A 14,740-nucleotide genomic window follows, 5' to 3' on the forward strand; every position below is an offset into this window, starting at 1 on the left:
GCCCAAAGTCCGTGAGGGGAACCCTGCGGGAATCAGATTCCCTCAGGGTTCCCCTCACGGACCGCGGAGCGGCGCGGAATGGACCGAGGTCGGACGAGGGAGGGGCGGAATGAGCGAGCTGGTCTTCGATTCGGTCAGCGTCCGGTACGGCGGGCGGCGCGGGCTCACCGCGGTGGACGGCGTTTCGCTGACCGTCCCGGCGGGCAAGGTCGTCGGGCTGGTCGGCGAGTCGGGTTCGGGCAAGTCGACGCTCGCCCGGGCGGCCGTCGGGTTGTCGCCGGTGAGCGCGGGACGGGTGCTGCTCGGCGGGGTGGACGTGCGGAAGCTGCCGCGCCGACGCCCGCTGCAGATGGTGTTCCAGGATCCGTATTCGTCCCTCAACCCGCGGATGACCATCGGCGAGTCGATCGCCGAAGCCATGCCGCGCGGCTCAAGGTCCGTGAAGGGCTCCTTGAGGGAATCAGATTCCCTCAAGGAGCCCTTCACGGACCGCAGGGCGAGGCAGGCCGAGGTCGCCCGGCTGCTCGAGCTGGTCAACCTCGATCCCGAACGGGCCACGCATCTGCCGGGACAGCTGTCCGGCGGGCAGCGGCAACGCGTCGCGCTCGCCCGGGCGCTGGCCGGTCAGCCGCAGGCATTGATCGCGGACGAGATCACCTCCGCGCTCGACGTTTCGGTGCAAGGCGCGGTGCTCAACCTCGTGCGTTCGGTGCAGCGGCAGCTCGGCTTGTCGATGCTGTTCATCTCGCACAACCTCGCCGTGGTCCGGTATCTCAGCGATTTCGTCGCGGTGATGTACCTCGGCCGGATCGTCGAAGCAGGGCCCGCCGAACAGGTGCTCACCGATCCGCAGCATCCCTACACCCGCGACCTGCTCGACGCCGCTCCCTCGGCGCACAAGCCGCTGTTCGACCAGGAACCCGGCGCGACCGCGGACGCGGAACCGGCCGATCCGCACCATCCGCCCGCCGGGTGCCGGTACCACCCGCGCTGCCCGGTCGGACCGCTCGTGCGGAGCGACCGCGAGATTTGCCTCCGGGCCGATCCGGCCGGGGACGCCGCGTCCCGGCGGCACGCCGCGGCTTGCCACTTCAGCGAATCCGAGGGCCACGAGCCCGCGATCTCCCAAGGAGCCAGCGTATGACCCGCCGTCTCGGCATCGATGACCTGTACGACCTCGCCGCGCCCAGCCAGCCCGCGCTTTCGCCGGACGGCAGCCGGATCGTCTACGTGCTGCGGACCGCGGACCGGGAGGAAGACCGGAACGTCGACGCGCTCTGGACGGTCGGCGTCTCGTCCGGCGAGGCCCGCCAGCTCACCCGCGGAAACGCCGACGCGGCACCGAAATGGGCCCCGGACGGCTCCCGGCTCGCGTTCCTGCGCGCCCAGGACGGTCCGCCGCAGGTGTGGGTCCTCCCGGCGGACGGCGGCGAAGCCGAACAGCTCACCAAGCTCCCGCTCGGGGCGGGGGCCCCGGTGTGGAGTCCGGACGGCAGCAAAATCGCGTTCTCCGCGGCGATCGATCTAGCCGCGATCGTCGAAGCGCCGCCGGCGAACACGCCGATCGTCGCCGAGCGGCTGGACTACAAGTCCGACGGCGCCGGTCTGCTGAAGACTCTCCGCAGCCACGTGCACATCCTCGACGTCGCCACCGGCGAGGTCCAACAGCGCACCTTCGGCGACTGGCACGCGGGCCAACCCGCCTGGTCGCCCGACGGCACGCACGTCGCGTTCACCGCAAGCCTGGACGACGACGCCGACCTCACTTTCCGGTGCGCCGCCTACGTTCTCGACGTCACCGAGCGGAACGCCGAACCGCGACTGGTCGGCACCGACAAAGGCATGGCGGGCACGGCAGGCTGGACCGCCGACGGCAAGGCGCTGCTGGTGGTCGGCCGCACTGACACGATCACCGGACACCTCGGTCTGCTGCGCGTTCCCCTGGACGGCGGCGAGACGGTCAACCTGGCCGCCAGTCTCGACCGCAACGTGATGTCCGGCGGCCCCGGCTACCCAGGCGCGCTGCCCCAGCTGACCGAGGCGGGCGACGCCGTGCTTTTCGCGATCCGCGATCGCGGCTGCACTCATCTGTACGAAGTGGACCTTGCCGGTGGCGAACCGCGTGCGGTGCTGACCGGTGACGGCAACGTGGTGTCCGGAGTGGACCTGGTCGGCGACAAAGCGGCGATTGTGTTGGCCACCAAGGATTCCTTCGGCGAGGTCGCGGTACTCGACCGAGCCACGGGTTCGGTGGACGTGCGGACGAAGCACGGCGACGCGGTGTCCGAAGTGGACTTGTTCCCGCGCGAGTCGCGCGAATTCACCATCAGCGACGGCACTGTCGTCCAAGGCTGGCTCATCCGCGACACCGAACGCACCGGTGCGCAGCCGCTTCTGATCGACATCCACGGCGGTCCGCACAACGCCTGGAACGGTGCCGCGGACGCGATCCATCTGTACCACCAGACCCTTGTCTCGCGTGGCTGGGCAGTGCTGCTGATCAACCCGCGAGCCAGCGACGGCTACGGCGAAGAGTTCTTCACCGCGGCGATCGGCGCGTGGGGCCACGCGGACGCGCCGGACTTCCTCGAACCGATCGACCAGCTCGTCGCCGAAGGTCTCGCCGACCCGGACCGGCTCGCCGTCACCGGGTACAGCTACGGCGGCTACATGACCTGCTACCTGACCAGCCGCGACGACCGCTTCGCCGCTGCCGTGGCCGGCGGCGTGGTCAGCGATCTGACCAGCCTGGCCGGTACCTCCGACGGCGGGCATTACATGGCGGTCAACGAATTCGCCGGGCTTTCCTCGGGCAAGTACGAGAAATCGTCGCCGCACGCGCAGGTCGAGAACGTCCGCACCCCGACGCTGATCCTCCAAGGCGGCGAGGACGTCCGGTGCCCGGTCGGTCAGGCCGAGCAGTGGTTCACCGCGCTGCGCGAGCGCGATGTGCCGTCCCAGCTCGTGCTGTACCCGGGCGGCGCGCATCTGTTCATTTTGGACGGTCCGCCGTCGCATCGCGTCGACTACAACCGGCGCGTGGTCGACTGGGTCGAGCAGTACGCGGGTTCGCGGGTGCCGATCGATGCCGCGCACTGGAACCGGCGACTGGCGGAACTGGCGCGCAAACACGACGTTCCCGGTGCGTCGCTGGGAATCCTGCGCGTCGAGACCGGCGAGGAGGTGTTCGCGACCCACGGGGTGCTGAGCAAGACGACCGGGGTCGAGGTCACCGAGGACTCGCTGTTCCAGATCGGCTCGATCTCCAAGGTGTGGACATCGACTGTGGTGATGCAGCTCGTCGACGAGGGCCTGCTCGACCTCGACGCGCCGATCGTCGACGTGCTGCCCGAACTGCGGCTGTTCGATCCGGACGTCGCCAAGCGCGTCACCATGCGGCATCTCCTGACGCACACCAGCGGCATCGACGGCGACATCTTCACCGACACCGGCCGCGGCGACGACTGTGTCGAAAAGTTTGTCGACCTGCTGGAAGAAGCCGCGCAGAACCATCCTCTCGGCGCGACTTTCTCCTACTGCAACTCAGGTTTCGTCCTCATGGGCCGGGTGATCGAGAAGCTCACCGGGAAGACCTGGGACGCCGCGATGCGGGACAAGCTGTACACCCCGCTCGGTCTCACCCACACCGTCACGCTGCCGGAAGAGGCGCTGCTGTTCCGCGCCGCAGTCGGTCACGACGCAGCAGAAGGCGAAGACCTGGCTCCGGTCCAGGCCTGGCAGCTGCCTCGATCAGCCGGTCCGGCTGGTCTGATCACCGCGCGGGCCGCGGACGTTCTTGCTTTCGCCCGGCTGCACCTCATCGGCGGCCTGACCGCGGACGGCACGCGGATCCTGTCGGCGGAGTCGGCCGCGGCGATGGCGGACAAGCAGGCCGACGTCCCGGACAAGCACACCCTCGGCGATTCGTGGGGCCTCGGCTGGATCCGCGACGACTGGAACGGCCGCCGCGTCATCGGCCACGACGGCAACACGATCGGCCAGTCGGCGTTCCTGCGCCTGCTGCCGGACGCGGGCCTCGCGGTCACCCTGCTGACGAACGGCGGCCACGCGCGGGACCTGTACACCGAGCTGTACCGGGAGATCTTCGCCGAACTCGCCGACGTCGCCATGCCGCGTCCGCTCGAACCCCCGGCCACGCCGCTCGCCGTGGACGCGAGCCGCCACCTCGGCGTGTACGAACGGGCCGGCGCGCACCTCGAGGTGGTGGAGCGCGAGGGCGGGTTGCGTCTCGTGTACACCACCACCGGCCCGCTGGCGGAGCTGATGCCGGACAAGGTCCAGGAATTCGACCTGGAGGCGATCTCGGACACGCTGTTCCTGCTCCGCATGCCGGGCGGGCAGTTCTGGACGCCGGTGCTGTTCTACACCCTGCCGACGGGGGAGCCGTACCTGCACTTCGGCGCCCGGGCGACGCCCAAGGTGTCCTGAGGCTGGAGGGGCTGGGTTCGCTCAGCCCCTCCGCCGGTCACTCCGAGTAAGCTCGGCTCGTGCCGGAAATCCGCCCGAGGCCCGCTCTGGTCTCGCAGATCGTGGAGAAGCGGGGCCAGCTCGCGCACGGCGACGGCATCGCGCCGCACCGGCATGTCCAGGGACAGCTGCTGTATCCGTCGGCGGGCGTCCTCGCCACCACGACCGAACGCGGTACCTGGGTCGCCCCGGCGAACCGGGTCGCGTGGACGCCGCCGGGCTTCGAGCATCACCACCGTGCGTACGGGCAGACCGAGGTCCGGGTGCTGGAATTCTCCGGGGAACTGTCCGCGTCGCTGCCGGACCAGCCGACCGTGTTCGCGGTGTCGCCGCTGCTGCGGGAGGCGCTGCTGGTCCTCACCAGCGGCCGGACACTCCGGCCGGAGGCTCGGGAACGGCTGCGCGGCGTGGTCGTGGACGAGCTGGTCGTCGGCCCCGACGAGGCGATGTACCTCCCGGCCGCGTCCGACGACCGGCTTCGCGCGGTCACCGATCTCCTGCACGCCGACCCCGCGTCCGCGCTGACGCTGGCCGAGTTCGGCCGGGCCGTCGGGGCGGGGGAGCGGACGCTGAGCCGGCTGTTCCAGGCGGAGCTGGGGATGGGCTTCCATCAATGGCGGAGCCTGCTGCGGGTTCAGCACGCGCTCATCCGGCTGGCCGAGGGCGACGCGGTCATCGACACCGCGGCACGGCTGGGCTGGGCCAACCCGACGAGCTTCATCGAGGCGTTCACCGCTGTCGTCGGCCAGACCCCCGGCCGCTATCAGCAGGAGCTGCGCCGCGGCGATCGGTGAGGTTGGCGGGTTTCCGGAACAGCGAGTCGGGCCGCTGGTACCGCTGACGGCTGGGTTCCCGCGAACCTGGAAACATGTCAGAGAACACCACAGTAGTGATCGTGGGAGCCGGAGTAGCCGGACTCACTCTCGGAATTTTCCTGCTGCACAACGGAATCGACTGCATCGTCGTGGAAAAGCGCAGTCGCGAGTACGTCGAACAGCGCCAGCGAGCCGGGGTCATCGACACCCGCGCGGCCCGGATGTTCCGTGCGCACGGCCTCGAAGACAGGGTCGTCGGCGGCGTCCCGACCCAGCCCGTGCTGAACTTCCGCATCGACGGCGAAACGCGTCCGCTCGCCCTGGACGCGGGCGACCAGGGCGACGGCCGGTTCTGCCCCCAGCAGGTCCTGGTCCGGAACCTGATCGAGGTTTTTCTCGCGGACGGCGGTGATCTCCGTTTCGACACCGAGGTTTCGATCGAGAACCTCGACCGTCCGCTGGTCCGCTGTTCCGGCTACGGCACGATCGCCTGCGAATTCATCGCCGGATGCGACGGGGACCGCGGCGTCAGCCGAGCCGCGATTCCCGATCTCACGCGTTACACCCACGAATACGGGTACGCGTGGCTGACGGTTTTGGCGGAAGTACCCGCCAAACACCAGTCGATGATGGCGCTCCACCGCCGTGGCTTCGCCGGGCAGTTCGCTCGCGGCCCGCAGGCGAGCCGCTTCTACCTGCAATGCCCGCTGGACAGCTCCCTCGAGGAATGGACCGACGAACGCATTTGGGCCGAGATCGAGGCCCGTTTCGAGGAACCCATGACCCACGGCCCGATCGCCAGTACGCAGTTGGTGCCATTGCGAAGCGTCGTGCACAGCACGATGAACCAAGGCCGCCTGTACCTTCTCGGCGACGCCGCGCACATCGTCCCGCCGATGAGCGCGAAAGGAATGAACCTGGCCCTGCACGATGCCGAATTGTTCGCGGACGCCGTTGTCCGCTACCAGAAAGAACAGGATTCAAGCCTGCTCGACAGCTATTCGGCGACCGCGCTGCGGCACGTCTGGAAGTACCAGGCGTTCGCGAGGTGGTGGACCGAATTGGTGCACAACGCCGGTGACGCTTCCTATGCGGGCGAATTCCGGCGGCAGGCCGCACGGGCGGAATTGGCGGGGCTGTTCGAGCCCGGCCCGGCGAACCGGATGCTGAGCGAGTTCATCGCCGGGCTCGCCTGATCAATCCTTGCGCCGCGCCATGAACCGCACGAGCAGCAACACCAGGCACGCCACCGCTGCTCCGCCGCCGACATACCGGTAAGTGTCCTCCAGTCCGGCGAACTGGCCGATCGAATTGGCGGCGGCACCGGCGAGAAAAACCAGCCACAGCAAGATAGTCACAACAGGGCCGCCGGCGGTGCGGCTACGGGAAGTCTCCATGCCGAGAACACTATGGAGCGGCGAAGGGGGCAAACAGACCGCAGACCCCCAACTTCGGGGTAGTGCCTGCGCTACCGTCCTCGTGAGTGCCAATGCCGGTTAGAACCGGTATCGCTACTCACGACCGAAGGTAGGCCAGCACCGCCAGCACCCGCCGGTGTCCGTTGTCCTCCGGCAACCCCAGCTTGGCGAAGATGTTGCGGATGTGCTTGAGCACTGTCCCGTCGCTGACCACCAGCAGTTCCGCGATCGTGGCGTTGTTGTAGCCCTCGGCCATCAACCCGAGCACCTCGCGTTCGCGCGCGGTCAGTGCGTCGAGCGGGTCGCGGCGGTGGGCCAGCAGCTGGGTCACCACCTCGGGGTCCATCGCCGTCCCGCCCTCGACCACGCGGTGCAGCGAGTCGAGGAACTTCGCGACCTTGCCGACGCGTTCCTTGAGCAGGTAGCCGACCGCGCCCTTGCCGTCGGCGAGCAGTTCGGCCGCGTAGCCGGTTTCCACGTGCGCGGACAGCACCAGCACCGGCAGCCCGGGGTGCAGTTGCCGCGCCTGCACGGCCGCGCGCAGACCCTCGTCGGTGTGCGTCGGGGGCAGGCGGACGTCGGTGATCACCGCGTCCGGCCGGTCTTCGCGGACGAACGCGAGGAATTCGTCGGTGTTGTCGAACGCGGCGGCGACGTCGATGCCCGAGGTCTCCAGCAACAGCACCAGGCCTTCGCGCAGCAGGGCGTCGTCCTCGACGATCACGACCCGCATGGCAACTCCACTTCCAGAACAGTCGGTCCACCGGGCGGGCTCGTGAGCGTGACCGTCCCGTCGAAGGCTTCGGCGCGTTTGCGGATCCCGGCCAGCCCGCTGCCCTGGGATTCGTCCGCGCCGCCGCGGCCGTCGTCGCGGATTTGGAGCCGCAGGGTGTCGACGGTGCCATCGAGCGTAATCGACGCGTGTTCCGCGCCGGAATGCTTGGTCACGTTCGCCAGCGTTTCGGCGACGATGAAGTACACCGCCGCCTCGACCGCGGCCGGCCGGCGCGCGGTGCTGCGAACGTCCACAGTGCACGGAACGGCACACCGGTCGGCGAGGGCGGTGATCGCGCCGTCGAGACCGCGGTCGGTCAGCAGCGGCGGGTGGATGCTCCGCACGACCGTGCGCAGTTCGGCGAGCGCTTCGGTCGCCGCGTCCTGTGCCTTGCCGAGCAATTCCCTCGCCTTGGCCGGATTTCCCTCGAAAAGCTGATCGGCGATCCCGAGTTGCAGCACGACCGCGGACAGCCGCGCCTGCGTCCCGTCGTGCAGATCGCGTTCGAGACGGCGGAGTTCCGCACCGTGCGCTTCGAGCGCGGCGGCGCGGGTCGCGGTCAGTTCGACGACCCGGTCAGTGAGCCCGGCACCTGGCCGGGGGCCGAGAAGCGCCCGCGCGACAAGGGCTTGCCCGCGCGCGAGCGGCGCGGCCCAGAACGTGAGCGCGATCATGACGATCCCGCTGAGGACGCACAGCGCGGCCGTCGGCCAGGAGTCCACCATGAATTCCAGCGAGCTGCGGATCCCGCCGGGCACCAGCCACCAGAACAGGCCGGTGAGGATCTGGCGCAGTCCGCCGATCGGCAGGCTGAACGCGAGCACCCCGACGATGAAGCCGAACACGGCGTGCACCACGAGCCAGGCGAGATCCCGCAGGCTCGCCGGGTCGCGGATCGGCGAAACGGCGGCGTACGGCTCGGCGATTGGCTCGCCGAGCCTGCGGGCGGCGCGGCGGCGTTCGAAACGCAGCGGGTAGCGGAGCAGTTTCAGCGCCACCGGCAGCGCCGGGATCCCGACGCCGATGAAGCAGGTGATGAGCACGACGGCCATCGCGAAAGCCAGCAGCATGGAGAGGAACGCGGTCGCGGCTCCGACCAGCAGATAGCGGAGTCCGGACCACCACGAGCGCAGCCGGTCTTTCACTCGCACAGTGTCCCATTAGGACGTCCCCACCGGACGTGGTGGTGCCTGCGCTACCCCCAAGACTCCCGCGCTCGGGATCGTTTCCGGCCGCCCGCCGCCATAGCTTCGATACCGACAGAGAATCTGCTGGTCCGAGGAGCGACACGAAGATGAACACAGGCGGTACACACGCCCTGAGGCTGGAAGCGGTGCGCAAGATCTACGGCTCCGGCGACGGCGCGGTCACCGCGCTGGACGGGGTGTCGGTCGGGATCCAGCGGGGCTCGTTCACCGCGGTCATGGGGCCGTCGGGGTCGGGCAAGAGCACCTTCCTGCACTGCGCGGCCGGGCTCGACCGGCCTAGTTCGGGGAAGGTGCTGCTCGGCGAAACCGAACTCGGCGGGCTCCGGGAGCGGGCACTCACCGAATTGCGCCGGACCCGGATCGGGTTCGTTTTCCAGGCCTACAACCTGCTGCCGTCGCTGAACGTGCTGCAGAACATCACCCTGCCGATGCGGCTGGCCGGGAAGAAGCCGGACGCCCGCTGGCTGCGCGAGATCGTCGACGGCGTCGGCATCGCGAAGCGGCTGGAGCACCGCCCGGCGGAGCTGTCCGGCGGACAGCAACAGCGCGTCGCGATCGCCCGCGCGCTGATCACCCGGCCCGAAGTCGTGCTCGCTGACGAACCGACCGGTGCGCTCGACACCCGCACCGCGCGCCAGGTGCTCGACCTGTTGCGCGCCGTGGTCGACCAGATGGGCCAGACCGTGCTGATGGTCACCCACGACCCGGTCGCCGCGTCCGCCGCGCACGGAGTGTTGTTCCTCGCCGACGGCAAGCTCGCCGGCCATCTCCCGCAGCCGACCCCGGAGCGGGTCGCGGAGCGGATGACCCACCTCGGGGAGTGGTGACCGCCATGTGGTCGTTGGCTTGGCAGACGACGAAGGCCCGGCTCAGCGGGTTCGTCGGCGCGTTCATCGCGATTCTCTGCGGCACCGCGCTCGTCGCGGGCTGCGGCATTCTGATGGAATCCGGCCTCCGCGCCGGGGTCCCGACCCAGCGTTACGCCGACGCGGCGGTGGTGGTCGGCGGGTTGCAGACCACGAAACCGCCGGGCGCGGATTTCGGCGAGTCCGAGCAGGTCTCCGAACAGACCACGGTGCCGGAGACGTTGATCAACCGGATCGCGTCAGTGCCCGGGGTGCGCCAGGCAGTGCCGGAGCAGGACTTCCCGGCGAACGTCGTGACGTCCAGCGGCAAGGTGCTCACCGGCCCGAACGGAACCCAGTCGCGCGGACACAACTGGGACGCGGCGGTGCTGGCCCCGTTCTCGCTGCGCGAGGGCCACGCGCCCGAAGCGGCGAACGAAGTGGTTCTCGACGCGGAACTGGCGGCCCGCAGCGGGGTTTCGGTCGGCAGCACGGTGCGGGTCTCGACGCGCTCCACGCCGATGGAGTTCCGCGTCACCGGCCTCGCCGCGCCCAAAGCCGGGAACGGGTTGACCCGGCAGTCGGCCTTGTTCTTCTCCGCCGCGCGCGCCGCTGATCTTTCCGGGAAGCCCGGGCAGGTCCACGCGATCGGCGTGCTCGCCGCGCCCGGAGTGCCGGCGGGCGAGCTGGAAGACCGCATCAGCGCGGCAGTCGGCGGCGCACCGGTCACGGTGACTGCCGGGATGGAACGCAGCACGGTCGAATTCCTCGACGTGAGCCAGACCCGGGTGATGCTGTTCGCGCTCGCGGGTTCGTTCGGCGGGTTCGCGATCCTGGTCGCGGTGTTCGTCGTGTCGAGCACGCTGGCCTTGGTGATCAACCAGCGACGGCGGGAATTCGCGCTGCTGCGGGCGATTGCCGCCACCCCGAAGCAGATCCGCAAGCTGATCAGCGCCGAAACCATGCTGGTCGCGAGCCTCGCCGGAGTGCTCGGCGCCGGTCTGGGCGTGGCCGTCGCCTACGGCTTGCGCAACTCCTTCGCCGGGGTCGGCGTGATCCCACAGGACTTCGGTCTCGCGATCGGCCCGCTCCCGCTCGTCGTCGCGTTCCTGCTCGGCCTGGGCGCGGCACGGCTGGCCGCGTGGTCGGCGGCGCGGCGGCCGTCGTCGATCCGCCCGATCGAAGCGCTCGGCGAGGCGGCCGTCGAACGCCGCGAACTCGGCCGGACCCGGATCCTCATCGGCTGGCTGCTGGTGGTGCTCGGCTTCGGCGGCGCGACCGTCCCGATGTACGTGACCGGCGAAGGTGCGCTCGCAGCCTCCTCGATGTCGGCGCTGGTGGTCGTGATCGGGCTCTCGGTGCTCGGGCCGAAGGTGGTCTCCTTCATGACCCGGATCATCGGCCCGGTGTACTCCGGCGTCTCGCGGATCAGCGGCTACCTGGCAGCGGCGAACAACCAGGCCAACGCCCGGCGGCTCGCCTCGGCGGTGACCCCGGTGATGCTGGCGGTCGCGTTCGCGATCTCGATGTTCTACAGCCAGACGTCGTCCGCCGCGGCCAAACAGGAGCAAGCAGTCCGGTCGACCACCGCGGATCACGTCCTGACGAGCAGCACCGGCGCGCTTTCCCCAGAGGTCGCCTCGGCGGCGCGGGCGATCCCCGGAGTCGCGGCGGCCACCTCGGTGATCCGCACCGACGTCGTCACCACGGTCCCGGAGGAGAAGCGGCTGCGCGTGATGAAGTACCCGGCGCAGGGCCTGGACGGCGACCAGGTGCGCGGCGTGCTCGATCTCGGTGTCGTGTCCGGGAATCTGGCTGACCTGCGCGGCGACACCGTCGCGATGAGCAAGGGCGAAGCCGATTGGTACGAAAAGAAAATCGGCGACGAGGTCGACTTCTGGTTCGCCGACGGCCGCCCCGCGAAGGTGAAACTGGTCGCGGTCTACACACACAACCAGGCGTTCGGCGAGTACGTGCTGCCCGCCGATCTCGCTCGCGCGCACACCGGGGACCGGATGGACAATTCCGTTCTGGTGCGCCAAGACCCGAACGCTGACCCAGCCGCGATAACCACGGCGTTGCGCGACCTCAGCACTCGTTACCCCGGGCTCACCGTGACGCCCAGCTCCTCGGTTTCCGCGTTGGAAAGCGCTTCCGGGCAGCAGCAGTTCTACCTGAACCTCGTCGCGGTCGGCGTGATCCTCGGCTACGTGGTGATCTCGGTGGCCAACACCCTGGTGATGACCACGGCGCAGCGCTCGCGGGAATTCGCACTGCTGCGGCTGATCGGCACCACCCGGGGTCAGGTCGTGCGGATGATGCGCCTGGAAGCCTTGACGACCGCCGGTATCGCGGCACTACTCGGCACCGTGGTGGCGGCGATCCCGTTGGTACTGCTCAACCTTGCCGCGCGGGACAACCCGCTGCCGTCCGGAACGCCCGCGGTGTTCGGCGGAATCATCGCCGGAGCGTTCCTGCTCAGCCTGGTGTCGCTCGGTCTGTCCACTCGGGTCACCTTGCGCGCCAAGCCCATCGAAGCCATCGGTCTCCGCGAATAAAGGAAGAACGAATGCGTAAGACCACCTTGCTGAAACGGCTTTCGGTGGCGGCCATTGCCGCGGCGGGCCTGCTCGTGCCCGCCGCGGCGGACGCCTCGTCGAACCGTTTCCTCGACCAGACCACGATTCCCGACTTGCATCGCGCCATGGACCGCAGGCAGCTGACGTCGGAACAATTGACGCGCGGCTACCTGCACCGGATCGAAGAGCTGAACCCCAAGCTGCACGCCGTCGTGCAAACCAATCCGGACGCACTGGCGGCAGCCAAGGAGAGCGACACCCGCCGCCGGACCCACTCCTCCCGGGGTGTCCTGGAAGGAATTCCGATTCTGCTGAAGGAAAACACCGACACCGCGGACCGGCAAACCACCACCGCCGGGTCGACCGCGATGCTCGGTTCGCGTCCGGCTAAAGACGCGTTCCTGGTCCAGCGCCTGCGCGCCGCCGGTGCGGTCGTGCTCGGCAAAGCGAATCTGTCGGAATGGTCGAACTTCCGCTCCAGCGGGCAGATTCCAGGCTGGAGCGGGGTGGCGGGCCAGACGCGCAACCCCTACGCGCTGGACCGCAGCCCGTGCGGTTCGTCGAGCGGCTCGGCAGTCGCCGCGGCAGCCGGTCTCGCGACGGTAGCCATCGGCACCGAGACCGACGGTTCGATCGTCTGCCCGGCAGCCTCGACCTCGACCGTCGGCGTAAAAACCAGCCTCGGTGTAGTGAGCCGCAGCGGCGTCGTCCCGATCACCGCCCAACACGACACCCCCGGCCCCATCGCGCGCAACGTCACCGACGCCGCGCTCACCCTCTCCGTGCTCGCCGGTGCCGACCCGGCCGACCCCGCCTCTGTCGCCGCCGAGCAAGCGATCCCGAAGTACGCGCTTCTGGATCGCAATGCCCTGCACGGCAAGCGAATCGGCGTCTGGCGAAAGGGGCACACTGGACTCGACCAGCAAGCCGACCGCATCTTCGAGTCCACAGTGCACACTCTGCGTTCTCTGGGCGCGACTGTCGTCGAGGGCGCGGACGTCGAGGACATCTCCTGGTCGCTCAAGCCGGACCTGCTCCCCGCGCTGCTGACCGAGTTCAAGCACGACCTGAACGCCTACCTCGCCGCGACTCCCGGCGCGCACCCGCGGAATCTGTCCGAACTGATCGCGTACAACGAGCAGCACCGCGACGTCGAAATGCCGCTGTTCGACCAAAGCCTCTTCATCGAGGCGAACGCGGCCGACAGCAGCCTCAACGACCAGACTTACCGCCGGCATCGCGCTGCCGCGACCGGCATCGCACAACGGTCGATCGACGACGTTCTAGCTTCGAAAGGCCTCGACGCGATCGTCACACTGAGCGGCTTGCCTGCCTCGCCGCTGGACCGCCCGGGCGACCAGAGGTTCTTGAGCAGCACGCGAAACACGTCCGTCGCTGGCTACCCGAACATCACCGTGCCAGCGGGATTCGCAGGCCCGCTGCCGGTCGGGATTTCATTCCTCGGCACCAAATACCGCGACGCGCAGCTGCTCAGCTTCGCCTACGCGTACGAGCAGGCCACCCACGCGCGGCAGGCACCTCGGTACCTGCCCGCTGCTTAGCCCGGCGTCCACGCCTGACACCGGTAAGCTTGCGGACGTGAACGCGGCAGGCGGACGCTCCCGAAACCGCCGCGGGGAAGGCTCGCGGCTGCGGGCGGAGATCGTGCAGACCGCGGCCGAAGTCCTCGACGAAGGCGGCGGCGAGGACGCGGTCACCTTGCGCGCGGTTGCTCGTCGGATCGGCATCGCGGCACCGTCCATCTACCGGCACTTCGCCGACCGCGACCAGATCCTGCTGGCGGTGGTGCAAGAAGCTTTCGCTGAGTTGAAGACGCGGATCGAGACCGCCTTATCCGGGGTCGACAAGCCGGACGACCGCTTGCACACGGTGTGCACGACCTACCTGGACTTCGCCGTGGAGCGCCCGAACCGCTACCGCACCCTGTTCGGCAGTGGGTGGAAGGCCGCGCGGGCGGCCGAAAGTGGGGAGATGTCCCCCGAGGCGGAGCAGATCGGAGGGGACGTGTTCGCCTTGGTGGTGCAAGCGGTGCGGGACTGCGCGGACGCTGGTCTTTCGCGCAGCACCTCGGCGTTCTCCGACGCGACTGCGTTGTGGGCCGGGCTGCACGGGCTGGCCGAGCTGAGGGTCGCGTCGCCGACGTTTCCCTGGCCGGACGGGGTTTTGGAGGTGCTGGTGGACCGGCTCGCGTTGCTGGATTGAGGCTCGCGTTGCTGGGTCGAGGACCCGCGTTGGTGAGCTGAGATTTGTCTCGCTGGGTCGAAAACCCGCCTCACTAGGCTGAAGACTTGCCTCGCTGGCGGAGGGCTCGCCTTGCTGGCTGAAGACCTGCCTTACTGGGCGAGGGCTCCCTTTGCTGGATTTGGAAGACCCGCGCTGGGGGTGGCGGCTCGCGCCCCCAATGCCACATTGGGTGCGTGGGACGCACCGAACGCCACATTGGGTGCGTGGGACGCACCGAACGCCACATTGGGTGCGTGGGGCGCACCGAACGCCACATTGGGGTTTTTCAGTAGGCGGGTGTGGGTGCCCGGTCGGCATGATGCCAGCGTCCGTGAGGGCCACCTTGAGGGAATCTGATTCCCTCAAGG

The 14,740-nt window shown here is 69.1% G+C and carries 11 protein-coding genes; 8 read left to right on the forward strand and 3 right to left on the reverse strand.

Annotated features, from left to right (window positions below):
• Window positions 1–109: 109 nt before the first annotated feature.
• The 4 genes from ACWGIC_RS42210 to ACWGIC_RS42225 all read left to right on the forward strand — a co-directional run bounded on the left by ACWGIC_RS42210 (window position 110) and on the right by ACWGIC_RS42225 (window position 6,499).
• Complete coding sequence (locus ACWGIC_RS42210; RefSeq protein ID WP_452081562.1) at window positions 110–1,144, forward strand: ABC transporter ATP-binding protein; 1,035 nt, start codon at window positions 110–112, stop codon at window positions 1,142–1,144.
• Window positions 1,141–4,449, forward strand: coding sequence for a serine hydrolase (locus tag ACWGIC_RS42215; protein WP_452081563.1), 3,309 nt, complete (start codon window positions 1,141–1,143; stop codon window positions 4,447–4,449). The genes ACWGIC_RS42210 and ACWGIC_RS42215 overlap by 4 nt, the downstream gene beginning before the upstream one ends.
• A 59-nt stretch (window positions 4,450–4,508) precedes the next feature.
• Window positions 4,509–5,282, forward strand: a complete 774-nt coding sequence (locus ACWGIC_RS42220; protein WP_452081564.1) for an AraC family transcriptional regulator — start codon at window positions 4,509–4,511, stop codon at window positions 5,280–5,282.
• A gap of 74 nt (window positions 5,283–5,356) precedes the next feature.
• Entirely contained in the window at window positions 5,357–6,499 is a 1,143-nt protein-coding gene (locus ACWGIC_RS42225) for a 4-hydroxybenzoate 3-monooxygenase (RefSeq protein ID WP_452081565.1), read from the forward strand.
• Here ACWGIC_RS42225 and ACWGIC_RS42230 read toward each other — a convergent pair whose 3' ends face one another.
• The 3 genes from ACWGIC_RS42230 to ACWGIC_RS42240 form a co-directional block, all read right to left on the reverse strand.
• Window positions 6,500–6,700: a hypothetical protein gene (locus ACWGIC_RS42230; protein WP_452081566.1), complete on the reverse strand. Its 201-nt coding sequence runs from the start codon at window positions 6,698–6,700 to the stop codon at window positions 6,500–6,502.
• A gap of 118 nt (window positions 6,701–6,818) precedes the next feature.
• The gene (locus ACWGIC_RS42235) at window positions 6,819–7,454 is read right to left on the reverse strand and encodes a response regulator (protein WP_452081567.1); all 636 of its coding nucleotides are present in this window, start codon (window positions 7,452–7,454) and stop codon (window positions 6,819–6,821) included.
• A complete protein-coding gene (locus ACWGIC_RS42240; RefSeq protein ID WP_452081568.1) occupies window positions 7,442–8,641 on the reverse strand; it encodes a sensor histidine kinase in 1,200 nt (399 codons plus the stop codon). The genes ACWGIC_RS42235 and ACWGIC_RS42240 overlap by 13 nt, the downstream gene beginning before the upstream one ends.
• Window positions 8,642–8,790: 149 nt before the next feature.
• Between ACWGIC_RS42240 and ACWGIC_RS42245 the strand changes: the two genes are divergently transcribed.
• From ACWGIC_RS42245 to ACWGIC_RS42260, 4 genes are read left to right on the forward strand one after another with little or no spacing between them, the layout of a single operon-like run.
• Window positions 8,791–9,531 carry an ABC transporter ATP-binding protein gene (locus ACWGIC_RS42245; protein WP_452081569.1) on the forward strand — a complete coding sequence of 247 codons (741 nt, stop codon included), beginning with the start codon at window positions 8,791–8,793 and terminating at the stop codon, window positions 9,529–9,531.
• Window positions 9,532–9,536: 5 nt separating this feature from the next.
• Window positions 9,537–12,107, forward strand: coding sequence for an FtsX-like permease family protein (locus ACWGIC_RS42250; RefSeq protein WP_452081572.1), 2,571 nt, complete (start codon window positions 9,537–9,539; stop codon window positions 12,105–12,107).
• A gap of 11 nt (window positions 12,108–12,118) precedes the next feature.
• A complete protein-coding gene (locus ACWGIC_RS42255) occupies window positions 12,119–13,690 on the forward strand; it encodes an amidase (RefSeq protein ID WP_452081570.1) in 1,572 nt (523 codons plus the stop codon).
• 37 nt (window positions 13,691–13,727) lie between these two features.
• Entirely contained in the window at window positions 13,728–14,351 is a 624-nt protein-coding gene (locus ACWGIC_RS42260; protein WP_452081571.1) for a TetR/AcrR family transcriptional regulator, read from the forward strand.
• Window positions 14,352–14,740: the final 389 nt, after the last annotated feature.

This window comes from Amycolatopsis sp. NPDC054798 (assembly GCF_053611505.1).

Excerpts from the sequence above, each read along its gene's own strand:
- ACWGIC_RS42210 (WP_452081562.1), top strand. The coding sequence starts at position 110 with ATGAGCGAGCTGGTCTTCGATTCGGTCAGCGTCCGGTACGGCGGGCGG.
- ACWGIC_RS42215 (WP_452081563.1), top strand. The coding sequence starts at position 1,141 with ATGACCCGCCGTCTCGGCATCGATGACCTGTACGACCTCGCCGCGCCC.
- ACWGIC_RS42225 (WP_452081565.1), top strand. The coding sequence starts at position 5,357 with ATGTCAGAGAACACCACAGTAGTGATCGTGGGAGCCGGAGTAGCCGGA.
- ACWGIC_RS42230 (WP_452081566.1), bottom strand. The coding sequence starts at position 6,700 with ATGGAGACTTCCCGTAGCCGCACCGCCGGCGGCCCTGTTGTGACTATC.
- ACWGIC_RS42235 (WP_452081567.1), bottom strand. The coding sequence starts at position 7,454 with ATGCGGGTCGTGATCGTCGAGGACGACGCCCTGCTGCGCGAAGGCCTG.
- ACWGIC_RS42245 (WP_452081569.1), top strand. The coding sequence starts at position 8,791 with ATGAACACAGGCGGTACACACGCCCTGAGGCTGGAAGCGGTGCGCAAG.
- ACWGIC_RS42250 (WP_452081572.1), top strand. The coding sequence starts at position 9,537 with ATGTGGTCGTTGGCTTGGCAGACGACGAAGGCCCGGCTCAGCGGGTTC.
- ACWGIC_RS42255 (WP_452081570.1), top strand. The coding sequence starts at position 12,119 with ATGCGTAAGACCACCTTGCTGAAACGGCTTTCGGTGGCGGCCATTGCC.